The 11,531-nt window shown below is 65.7% G+C and carries 10 protein-coding genes; all 10 read left to right on the forward strand.

Going from position 1 to position 11,531, the window contains the following annotated elements; translation table 11 throughout:
• The coding region (locus P24_RS20355) for a hypothetical protein (protein WP_008946283.1) at positions 1-718 on the forward strand (718 nt) is incomplete at its 5' end.
• On the forward strand, positions 715-2,061 hold the full coding sequence (gene tolB / locus P24_RS18530) for a Tol-Pal system beta propeller repeat protein TolB (RefSeq protein ID WP_008946284.1): 1,347 nt from the start codon (positions 715-717) through the stop codon (positions 2,059-2,061). The genes P24_RS20355 and tolB, both read left to right, overlap by 4 nt.
• Positions 2,062-2,244: 183 nt before the next feature.
• Complete coding sequence (gene pal, locus P24_RS18535; protein ID WP_040708460.1) at positions 2,245-2,745, forward strand: peptidoglycan-associated lipoprotein Pal; 501 nt, start codon at positions 2,245-2,247, stop codon at positions 2,743-2,745.
• Between the two features lie 136 nt (positions 2,746-2,881).
• Positions 2,882-3,919 carry a tol-pal system protein YbgF gene (gene ybgF / locus P24_RS18540; protein ID WP_008946286.1) on the forward strand — a complete coding sequence of 346 codons (1,038 nt, stop codon included), beginning with the start codon at positions 2,882-2,884 and terminating at the stop codon, positions 3,917-3,919.
• Positions 3,910-5,070, forward strand: a complete 1,161-nt coding sequence (gene tilS, locus P24_RS18545) for a tRNA lysidine(34) synthetase TilS (RefSeq protein ID WP_008946287.1) — start codon at positions 3,910-3,912, stop codon at positions 5,068-5,070. Before ybgF ends, tilS begins: the two co-directional genes overlap by 10 nt.
• 90 nt (positions 5,071-5,160) lie before the next feature.
• Positions 5,161-7,089: an ATP-dependent zinc metalloprotease FtsH gene (gene ftsH / locus P24_RS18550; protein WP_008946288.1), complete on the forward strand. Its 1,929-nt coding sequence runs from the start codon at positions 5,161-5,163 to the stop codon at positions 7,087-7,089.
• A 10-nt stretch (positions 7,090-7,099) separates the two neighbouring features.
• Positions 7,100-8,221 (forward strand): dihydropteroate synthase, encoded by a 1,122-nt coding sequence (gene folP, locus P24_RS18555; RefSeq protein ID WP_008946289.1) that lies wholly within the window; start codon positions 7,100-7,102, stop codon positions 8,219-8,221.
• A gap of 97 nt (positions 8,222-8,318) precedes the next feature.
• A complete protein-coding gene (gene glmM / locus P24_RS18560; RefSeq protein ID WP_008946290.1) occupies positions 8,319-9,686 on the forward strand; it encodes a phosphoglucosamine mutase in 1,368 nt (455 codons plus the stop codon).
• Between the two features lie 4 nt (positions 9,687-9,690).
• Complete coding sequence (gene thiD / locus P24_RS18565; RefSeq protein ID WP_008946291.1) at positions 9,691-10,515, forward strand: bifunctional hydroxymethylpyrimidine kinase/phosphomethylpyrimidine kinase; 825 nt, start codon at positions 9,691-9,693, stop codon at positions 10,513-10,515.
• 151 nt (positions 10,516-10,666) lie between these two features.
• Positions 10,667-11,531 (forward strand): GGDEF domain-containing protein (locus tag P24_RS18570; protein WP_192813263.1); only part of this gene is annotated, 865 nt, incomplete at its 3' end.

Below are 11,531 nucleotides of genomic sequence, written 5' to 3' on the forward strand. Positions count from 1 at the left end.
GAAGCCGGCGCCCGCCGCGCAACCGACCCCTCCTGCCCCCGTGCCGGCACCGGCGCCGGAGCCGAAGCCCGAGGTTGCCAAGGCGGTCGAACCGAAGCCGGAGCCTGTGAAGACGGCTGAGCCGAAGCCGGAGACGCCGCCGCCGCCGAAGCCGCAGGCCAAGCCGACGCCGCCCAAGGTGAAGCCGGCGGAAACCAAGCCGGAGCCGGAGAAGAAGCCGGAACCGAAGCAGGAAAACCGGCTGGCCTCGCTGCTGTCCAGCGTGAACAAGATGCGCGACCAGATTCCTCCGGAGGACAGCAAGCCGCGCCCGCAGCGCCCGCAGACTCAGCAGGCGGCGCCGGCCGCGCCGCAGAATGAGCGCGCGCAGCCGACGAACCGGCTGAACGATCCGACGCGTGACTTGTCGGCCAGCGAGCTGGACGCGGTGCGCCAGCAGATCGCGCAATGCTGGAACGTGCCGTCCGGCGCGCGTTATGCGGAAGAACTGATTGTTGACATATTCGTGGTGATGAATAGCGATGCAACGGTCCGTGAGGCCCGTATCGTCAACAGCGGCAGGATGGGCAACGACCCGTTCTACCGCTCGGCGGCGGAAAGCGCCCTGCGTGCCGTCTTGAACCCGCGTTGCAGCCCGCTGAAGCTGCCGCGCGACAAGTTCGAGGTCTGGAAGACCATGACCTTGAGCTTCAACCCAAGGGAAATGTTGGCTCCATGATTGTTTCAGGCAACACCATCGGACGGTTCCTCACGGCAAGTTTCGCGGTCTGCATGCTGGTGCTGGGTACGGCCCTGCCGGCCTCGGCGGAATTGCGCATCGACATCACGCGCGGCGTGACCGAGCCGATGCCCATCGCGATTACCGACTTCCAGGGCGAGGGGCAGAGTGTGGATGTCGGGCGCGACATCTCCAGGGTGGTGGCGGCCGATCTGGAGCGCTCCGGCCTGTTCCGGCCGCTCGACAAGCAGGCCTTCATTCAGACTGCGGCATCCGCCCAGCAGCAGCCGCGATTTGCCGACTGGCGGGTGATCGGCGCGCAGGCGCTGGTCAGCGGGTCGGCGATCCTGCAGCCGGACGGGCGGCTGAAGGTCGAGTTCCGGCTGTGGGACGTGTTCGCCGAAGAGCAGATGACCGGCCTTGCCTACTACACCGTGCCGGCCAACTGGCGGCGTGTGGCGCATATCGTGGCGGATGCGATCTACAAGCGCATCACCGGCGAGGATGGCTATTTCGACACCCGCATCGTCTATATCGCCGAGAGCGGCCCGCAGAACCGGCGCAAGAAGCAGTTGGCCATCATGGACCAGGATGGCGCCAACCACCGCTTCCTGACCGATGGCAATGTGCTGGTGCTGACCCCCCGTTTCTCGCCGACGCTGCAGGAGATCACCTACCTCGCCTATTTCAACAACAAGCCGCGCGTCTATCTGCTGAACATCGATACCGGCCAGCAGGAAGTGCTTGGGGACTTCCCCGGCATGACCTTCGCGCCGCGTTTCTCGCCCGATGGCAATGCCGTCATCATGAGCATGGCGCGCAACGGTAATTCGGACATCTTCGCGATGGATCTGCGCACCCGGAAGGTGCTGCGGCTGACCAACGATCCGGCGATCGATACCTCGCCTTCCTATTCGCCGGATGGCCGTCAGGTGGTGTTCAACTCCGACCGGGGCGGCTCCCAGCAGCTCTATGTCATGGAAGGCGACGGCGGCAATGTGCGGCGCATAAGCTTTGGCGAGGGCCGCTATGCAACGCCGGTATGGTCGCCCCGCGGCGACCTGATCGCCTTCACCAAGATGAATCGCGGCCGGTTCTATATCGGCGTGATGCGGCCCGATGGCAGCGGCGAACGTCTGCTGACGGAAAGCTTCTTGGATGAAGGCCCGACCTGGGCGCCGAACGGCCGCGTGCTGATGTTCTTCCGCCAGACTCCGACGGACACACGGGGGCAGGGTGGCACGGCGAAACTGTACTCGATCGACCTCACCGGGCGGAATCTGCGCGAGGTGGTTACGCCGATCGATGCGTCGGACCCCGCTTGGTCCCCCTTGATTCCTTGAAATACCACAATTATATTGCGCCCGTCGGTGTAGGGCTAGGGTTCCTACGGGAAAAGCTGTAAGCTGGAACGAAATATGGAAGGTATACTTCCATCTGAGACTGATACCAGCAATCAAGTAGACACCCACGAAACCGTTCTTTCCCCTTAATCTTTGGGATTGCGTTCGCGGAGGGCGAAAATAATGCGTACAAAAATTCTTGGTGTTTTTGCAGCACTGCTTCTGGTTGCTGCTTGCGAAACTGCTCCGGAAACTGGTGCCGCCGCCGGCGGTAGCGGCGCGAGCAGCGGTTCGGGTGTTGCCACGACTCAGTCGGCCGGCCCGCGTGCGGGCTCGCAGGAAGACCTGGTCGTGAATGTCGGCGACCGTATCTTCTTCGACTTCGACAAGTACAATGTCCGCGCCGACCAGCGCGGTCAGGTCGAGAAGTGGGCCGCCTGGCTGAAGCGCAACCCGTCGGTGCGCGTCACCATCGAGGGTCATGCTGACGAGCGCGGCACCCGCGAGTACAACCTGGGCCTCGGCGAGCGCCGCGCCAACTCGGTGAAGGACGCGCTGGTCGCTTCCGGCATCGACGCGGGCCGCCTGACCACGGTCAGCTATGGCAAGGAGCGTCCGGCCGTTCTCGGCTCGAACGAAGCTGCCTGGGCGCAGAACCGTCGTGGCGTGCTGGTGGTCAACTAACCACCTGCGCCTTTGAGGTAGAATGGGGCGTCGATCCGGCAGTCGCTGGATCGGCGCCTTATTTTTGCCGTTGGCGCGGTTGAGGCTGAAATATCCTGCCGCAAAATCGCAGGCTGAAGACGAAATGGGGAGTGCGATGATCCAGAACCGCCATCCGCATCCGGTACGTCGCTTTGGTGCCGTCCTGTCCGAGACAGTGCTGTCTGGCGCGGCGCGCGCGGCGGCCCTTGTTCTGCTGCTGGGCGCCCTGATGCTGCCGCCGGTCGCCGTGCAGGCGCAGGATCGCGACATGCGCTCGCTGATCGATCAGGTCGGCCGGCTGCAGCAGGATCTCTCCGATCTCCAGCGCCATGTCTATCGCGGCGAACGCCCGGCCAGTGGCGCTGCGGGAAGCGTGCCGCCCGCCGCTGCCGGTGCCGAGGGGCAGGCACTTTCCAACCTGCATTTCCGGCTGACCGATCTTGAAGCGCGGATGGCCGAGCTGAATGGCCGGATCGAGGAGGCCAGCTACGCGACCCAGCGCCTCAATGACCGGATGGAGAAGCTGTCCAGCGATATCGATTTCCGGCTGACCCGGCTGGAGGAGCGGATGGTCTCTGGCGAGGGGGCCGCAGCTCCGGCACCGCAGGCCCCGGACAAGCAGGGTGCGACCACGAGCCGGGCGCCTGGCGGCGAAGCGGTCGATGACCGTGGCCCGAAGACGCTGGGTACATTGCCGCAATCAGCGACGACTGGCGGTGCCGAGGCGAACCGGCCGGCGCAGCAGCAGGCCGCACTGCCGGCCAATGCGACGCCGAAGGAGGTTTACGACCAGGCGTTCCAGACGCTGGTGCGCCAGGATTTCCCGACCGCCGAACAGCAGTTCAAGGCCTTTCTTGACAAAAACAAGAATCATGAACTCGCCGGCAACGCACAGTACTGGCTGGCGGAAACCTATTATGTGCGCGGCCAGTTCGAGCAGGCGGCGGTGGCCTTCGCCCATGGCTTCGAGACCTATCCGAAGAACGCCAAGGCGCCGGATAACCTTTTGAAGCTGGGCCTGTCGCTGTCGAATCTGAACCGCAAGCAGGATGCCTGCGTCGCTTTCAGCGAACTGACCAAGCAGTATCCGAACGCCGCGCAGAGCGTGAAGCGCCGCGCCGAGCTGGAGCGCCAGAAGCTGAAATGCCCGTAAGCGGGCTGGAACAGCGTTTCCTTGACTGTCTCGACCGGCTGGGCGGTTTCGAACCGTCCCCCCGGCTTGCCATCGCGGTTTCCGGCGGCGCCGACAGCCTGGCGCTGACCCTGCTGGCCGACCTCTGGGCGCGCCGCCGGGGCGGCAGGGCCATCGGCCTGACCGTGGATCATGGGCTGCGCCCGGACTCGGCAGCGGAAGCACGGCAGGTCGCGGGCTGGCTGGCGGCCCGCAACATTCCTCACCACACTTTGGCCTGGCAGGGCGAAAAGCCCCGGATCGGCCTGCAGGCCGCCGCGCGGGAGGCCCGCTACCGGCTGCTGGAGGACTTCTGCGCCGCCAAAGGCATTCTGCACCTGCTGCTCGCCCATCACGCCGGGGACCAGGCGGAGACGCTGGCGCTGCGGCTGGACGCCGGCAGCGGCCCGACCGGTCTTGCCGGTATGGCATCCATCGTCGAGCGCCCCTTCTGCCGGTTGCTGCGGCCGCTGCTGACCGTTTCCGGGCAGGAACTGCGCGCCTATCTGCAACAGGTCGGGCAGGGCTGGATCGAGGACCCCTCCAATCGCGATGCGCGGTTCGCGCGTGTCCGTGCCCGCCGGGCGCTGGCGGAAGACCCGGCACGGCAGGCCTCCCTGCTGGCCGATGCCGCCCGTCACGGGAGTGCGCGCCGCGCGCAGGATCGCGCCGTGGCCCGTTTGCTGGCGCGGATGATCGTGGCACAGCCGGCGGCGCGCGCCCTGACGCTGGACCGTGCGCGATTGACGGAGGCAGAGCCGGCGGTGGGCCGTCAGGCGCTGGTGCGCTGCCTCATGCATGTCGGCGGCCAGTCCTATCCGCCCCGGCAGGCGCGGCTGGACCGGCTGTGGGACAAATTAGGCGCCGGCCCACTGGACCGGACAGCAACGTTGGGCGGCTGCCTGCTGCGCCCGGAACGGCGCGGCGGGCAGGACAGGGTCCGCGTGACGCGGGAAACAGCGCGCGCCGGCGTGGAAGCGCTTGAAGGGCGCGGTGCACTCCCCCATTTGAATGAGTCTAGAATGCGGCTTGGCCTGCCCACCGCGGACGCGATTTATCCCTATCCGGCTACCCCTCCATTGGCCGGTGCGGATTTTGCGGTTGCGGAGCCGGTGCCGAGCGTTATCTCATGAGGGGTGCTGCAAAAGCGCCCCATAGGGAATTGGACGGGGATGAAGCCGGCTGGTACAGCCCGCATGCGCCTATTTGAGGATGGCTAGGTCGTGAACAATTTCGGTAAGAATCTCGCACTCTGGATCATAATCGGCGTCCTGCTGGTGGCGCTGTTCAACCTGTTCCAGAGTTCGTCCACCCGGACGCCCTATTCCAGCCTCGCCTTTTCCGACTTCCTGAACGAGGTCGAGAACGGGCAGGTGCGCGACGTCACTGTCCAGGGCAACACCATCAGCGGCCACTTCACCGATGGCCGGGCCTTCAACACCGTGACGCCGCCGAATGACCCGAACATGGTCACCAGCCTGCGCGAGCACGGTGTGCGCATCAATGTGCAGCCGCCGGAAGAGGGCATGTCCGGCCTGCTCGGCATCCTGATCTCCTGGTTCCCGATGCTGCTGTTCATCGGCGTATGGATTTTCTTCATGCGCCAGATGCAGGGCGGTGGCGGCCGGGCCATGGGCTTCGGCAAGTCGAAGGCGAAGCTGCTGACCGAGAAGACCGGGCGCGTCACCTTCGAGGATGTCGCCGGCATCGACGAAGCCAAGATGGAGCTGGAGGAGATCGTCGAATTCCTGCGTGACCCACAGAAGTTCCAGCGCTTGGGCGGCAAGATCCCGAAGGGCTGTCTGCTGGTCGGCCCTCCGGGTACCGGTAAGACGCTGCTGGCCCGTGCCATCGCCGGCGAGGCCAATGTGCCGTTCTTCACCATCTCCGGCTCGGACTTTGTCGAGATGTTCGTTGGCGTCGGCGCCAGCCGCGTGCGCGACATGTTCGAACAGGGCAAGAAGAACGCGCCCTGCATCATCTTCATCGACGAAATCGACGCTGTCGGTCGTCATCGCGGCGCCGGCCTTGGCGGCGGCAATGACGAGCGCGAGCAGACTCTGAACCAGCTGCTGGTCGAGATGGACGGCTTCGAGGCGAATGAGGGCGTGATCCTGATCGCCGCCACCAACCGGCCGGATGTGCTGGACCCGGCGCTGCTGCGCCCGGGCCGCTTCGACCGCCAGGTCGTGGTGCCGAACCCGGACGTGCTGGGCCGCGAGAAGATCCTGAAGGTCCATATGCGCAAGGTGCCGCTGGCCGGCGACGTCGATGCCCGCGTCATTGCGCGCGGCACACCCGGCTTCTCCGGTGCGGACCTCGCCAACCTGGTGAATGAGGGCGCGCTGATGGCCGCCCGCCGGGGCAAGCGCGTCGTCGGCATGGCCGAGTTCGAGGCCGCCAAGGACAAGGTTATGATGGGCGCGGAACGCCGCTCCATGATCATGACCGACGAGGAGAAGAAGCTGACCGCCTATCACGAGGGCGGCCATGCCATCGTGGCGCTGCACTGCCCTGAGAGCGACCCGATCCACAAGGCCACCATCATCCCGCGCGGCCGGGCGCTGGGCATGGTCATGCGTCTGCCGGAAGGCGACCGCATCTCCATCTCCAAGGCCAAACTGCTGGACGATCTGAAGGTCGCCGCCGGCGGCCGCATCGCCGAGGAGCTGATTTTCGGCGAGGAGAAGATCACCACCGGCGCCTCGTCCGACATCAAGATGGTCTCTGACGTGGCGCGGCGCATGGTCACCGAATGGGGCATGAGCGAGAAGCTGGGCTTCCTTGCCTATGAAGCGCCGGAGCAGGAAGTGTTCCTGGGCCACTCGGTGGCGCAGCGCAAGCCGGTCTCCGACGCGACCTCCAAGGTGATCGACGACGAGATTCGCCGCATCGTGGACGATACCTACGCGTCGGCGCGCAAGACCCTGACCGAACATCTGGACGATCTGCACAAGCTGGCCAAGGGGCTGCTGGAGTACGAGACCCTGTCCGGCGAGGAGATCAAGGCACTGCTGGCTGGCCAGCCGGTTGTCCGCGACAGCGGCGAGGATGGCGGCAGCAAGCCGGGCGGCCGGCGCACCTCGGTGCCGACCACCGACAGCGGCGGCGCACCCGGCGGTCTGGAGCCGGAACCCCAGCCCGGCGCCTGACGATCCTGAAGTGACGGCATCGTTTCAACGGGAGGCCTCGCTGCGGCGGGGCCTCGCCGATTCCACCGACCGGCTCTATCTGCGACCGCTCGGCCTGCTGGCAGGCGAGGCGGCGGAGGCTGCCATCGCGGCGGGCCTCGCCATCCGGCTTGCCGGGGCGACGCGCGCCTTCAGCCTTGCCGACCTCTATCTGCGGCGCGCGGATGGCCGGATCACCGCCATCGCCGCGACGCCCTTGCAGCTGCGCGACTGGGCGGCGGATGAGGGGCTGACCGACAAGATCGAGGCCTGGTTCGCCCGGCTGTCGATGCCGCGGCCGGACTTTGCCGGGCTGGCGATGGACCGGCCGCAGATCATGGGCGTGGTCAATGTGACGCCCGACAGCTTCTCCGATGGCGGCGATTTCCTGGACCCTGACAGGGCGATCCGACAGGCGCGGGCGCTGGCCGAAGCCGGTGCTTCGATCCTGGATATCGGCGGTGAGTCGACACGCCCCGGTTCGGCCGAGGTGGCGGCGGATGAGGAACAGGCCCGCGTGGTACCGGTGATCCGGGCGCTGGCAGGCTCAGGCGCCGCGATTTCCATCGACAGCCGGCGTGCCTCCGTCATGGCGGCGGCGCTGGACGCCGGGGCCGGTATCGTGAACGACGTCACCGCGCTGACTGGCGATACCGGCAGCCTCGAATTGGTGGCTTCGCGGCAGGCGCCGACCATCCTGATGCATATGCGCGGTACGCCGCAGACCATGCAGAACGATCCCGACTACCGGTTCGCGCCGCTGGATATCTACGACTATCTGGAAGCGCGGGTGGAGGCCTGCCTTGCCGCCGGCCTGCCGCTGTCACACATCGCCATCGATCCGGGCATCGGCTTCGGCAAGACGGTCCGGCACAATCTGGAGCTGCTGTCGCATCTGGCGCTGTTCCACGGCCTTGGCTGCCCGGTGCTGCTGGGCGTCTCGCGCAAGGGCTTCATCGGCAAGCTGTCGCGCGGGGAGGAGCCGAAGCGGCGTGTGCCGGGCTCGCTGGCAGCGGCGCTGGAAGGGGCACGGCAGGGTGTGCAGATGATCCGCGTTCATGATGTGGACGAGACACGACAGGCGCTGGCCATTGCCGGGGCCATAGCCGATTGAGCTGGCTTCTCCACCGCCTCCCTCATCCCGCCTGCAAATTGCCGCGTTCTCGGCTATTCTCTGGTGTTCATCACCCGCTTCGGATATACCGCGCGCCATGACGAGAAAACTGTTCGGCACCGACGGCATTCGCGGCACTGCCAATACCCATCCGATGACGCCGGAAATCGCGCTGAAGGTGGCGATGGCGGCCGGGCGTCAGTTCATCGGCCAGCGCAGCGGACACCGCCCGCTGGCGGTGATCGGCAAGGATACGCGGCTGTCGGGCTATATGCTGGAACCGGCGCTGACCGCCGGCTTCATTGCCATCGGCATGGATGTGGTGCTGGTCGGGCCGATGCCCACGCCGGCCGTTGCCATGCTGACACGCTCCTTCCGGGCGGATCTCGGCGTCGTCATCTCGGCCTCGCACAATCCCTTCGAGGATAACGGCATCAAGCTGTTCGGGCCGGACGGTTTCAAGCTGTCCGACGAGGTCGAGCTGGAGATCGAGCGGCGTATCGAGATCGGGCCGGAGATGTATCTGGCCGAACCCGCCAAGCTGGGCCGGGCGCGCCGGCTGGAGGATGCGGGCGGGCGCTATATCGAATTCGTGAAGAACACGTTCCCCCGGGGCAGCCGGCTGGACGGTTTGCGCATCGTCGTCGATTGCGCGCAGGGGGCCGCCTACAAAGTGGCGCCGCGCGTGCTGTTCGAGCTGGGCGCCGATGTCATCCCCATCGGGGTGGAGCCGAACGGCTTCAACATCAACGAGAAGTGCGGCGCCACCGCCCCGCAGGCGATGCGCGACGCGGTCCTGCAGCACAAGGCCGATCTCGGCATCGCGCTGGATGGCGATGCCGACCGGCTGATCGTCTGCGACGAGAAGGGCCAGATCATCGATGGCGACCAGGTGATGGCGCTTATCGCCTCCTTCTGGCATGCCAACGCCCTGCTGAAGGGCGGCGGGGTGGTTGCGACCGTCATGTCCAATCTGGGGCTGGAGCGTTATCTGGCGGGTCTGGGCCTCGCGCTGGTGCGGACCTCTGTCGGCGACCGCTATGTGGTGGAGCGGATGCGCGCAGAGGGCTACAACCTTGGCGGCGAGCAATCCGGACATATTGTCATGAGCGACTATGCGACGACCGGCGACGGTCTGATCGCGGCGTTGCAGGTGCTGGCGGTGCTGGTGGAATCGGCGCGGCCCCTGTCGGAGGTGGCGCGGGTGTTCACGCCGCTGCCGCAGGTGCTGAAGAATGTGCGCTATGGCACGGGCGCGCCGCTGGAGGAAAAGCCGGTGCGCGATGCCATCGCGGCGGGGGAGGCGGAACTGGCCGGGCAGGGGCGGCTGCTGATCCGCAAATCCGGTACGGAAAGCGTCATTCGGGTCATGGCGGAAGGGGAGGATGCGGCATTGATCAACCGGATCGTGGACGACATCGTCGCGGCCGTGCGGGAAACCGCCGGCCAGAAGGTCGCGGGGTAGGCCAATGCGCGGACGCGTGCTGATCGTGGCGGGCTCGGATTCGGGTGGCGGGGCCGGTATCCAGGCCGACATCAAGACGGTCACGGCCCTTAATGGCTATGCCATGACCGCGGTTACCGCGCTGACCGCGCAGAATACGCAAGGCGTGTTTGGCATCCATGAGGTGCCGGTCGATTTCATACGCCAGCAGATGCAGCTGGTGCTGCAGGATATCGGCGCCGATTGCATAAAGACCGGGATGCTGCACCGGCCGGCGGTGATCGAGGCGGTCTGCGCCGAACTGGACAGCCTGGCCAAGGATGTGCCGCTGGTGGTCGATCCGGTGATGGTCTCGCAGAGCGGGCACCGGCTGCTGGATCCGACGGCGATGGACGTGCTGAAGCGCGACCTGATCCTGCGCGCGACGGTGCTGACGCCCAACGTGCCGGAGGCGGAACTGCTGACCGGCATGACCATCCGCGATACCGACGACATGCACCATGCCGGCCAGATGCTGCTGACGCTGGGGCCGCAGGCCGTCCTCATGAAGGGCGGGCATATGCCGGGCGATACGGTGACCGACCTGCTGGTGACGCAGACCGGCACCCATGTGATGAGTGCAAGCCGGATCGATAACAACAGCAATCACGGAACCGGCTGCACTCTGGCCTCAGCGCTGGCCTGTGGCCTCGCCCAGGGGCTGGACATGCAGAAGGCGGTGGAACGCGCGCGTGCCTATCTGCGGGAGGCGCTGCGGACCGCACCGGGCTTCGGCAAGGGCAGCGGGCCGCTGAACCATGCGCATCCCTGTGGCAAGGGAACAGCAGACTTCTCTAAAATTCCGGATTAGGATTTTCCGGTGTTAAAAATCTCGATTTTTATCTTTTAGTAATTCTTCGAGTGTTAGAAAGGCGATGGAGTGTACATTCCATCGCTTTCTGTTTGCAGTCCGGCACAAGATGATCCTGGATACGCGCACATTGGTCCTGGTGGCCTTCGGAATGGCAATCACGGCCGCCGTGACCTTTGCCGCCTCCTGGCGATTCAACCGCGATATCCAGGCGCTGCGCTACTGGGTCTGGACCTATCTGCTGAACGCGCTGGGGTTGCTGCTGATCGTCCTGAACCCCACAGGCCAGATTTCCTGGCTGCTGCTGGGCAGCAATATGGCCTTCTGCACGGCGGCCCTGATGCTGTTGTGGGGATCGCGCAATTTCCTCGGTCGGCCGCGCCCCTCCATTTTATTCATGGCTGCGCCAGCGCTGGCGATTCTGGCGATGGCCTATTTCATCTTCGCCGATTTCGACTATCGCGCGCGGGTGCTGATCTCCGCCTTTTATCTCGGCCTGATGGCGATGGCCACGGCCTATGAGCATTTCCGGCCCGGTGCCGCGCGTGGCAGTGCGCCGGTGAAGGTGATGGGCGTGCTGCAGCTGATCCATGGCACCTCGCAATGGACCCGTTTTCTGGTCGTGGCCGTCTGGGGTGCCGGCGACAATCTGCTGGAAGTGAATGCCGTGCAGACGGCGGTGTTCTACGAGGCCTGTCTGATGATCGTCGCCGTGCCGATCGCCTGCCTGCTGATGGCGACCGAACGGCTGCACGAGAATCTGCGCCGCATGGCGATGAATGACGACCTGACCGGCCTGCTGAATCGCCGTGCCTTTATGGATGAGGCGCGCCGGCATTTCGCACGGTCGCTGCGGCAGGGATCACCGCTCTCGGTCCTGATGATCGATCTTGACCATTTCAAGAAGATCAACGACGCCAAGGGACATGATGCGGGCGATGCGGTGCTGGCCGCCTTCGCCGACGAGCTGCGGGCGGGGCTGCGCCGCAGCGACCTGCCCTGCCGCTATGGCGGGG

Source organism: Oceanibaculum indicum P24, from assembly GCF_000299935.1.
GTDB classification, from domain to species: Bacteria; Pseudomonadota; Alphaproteobacteria; order Oceanibaculales; family Oceanibaculaceae; genus Oceanibaculum; species Oceanibaculum indicum.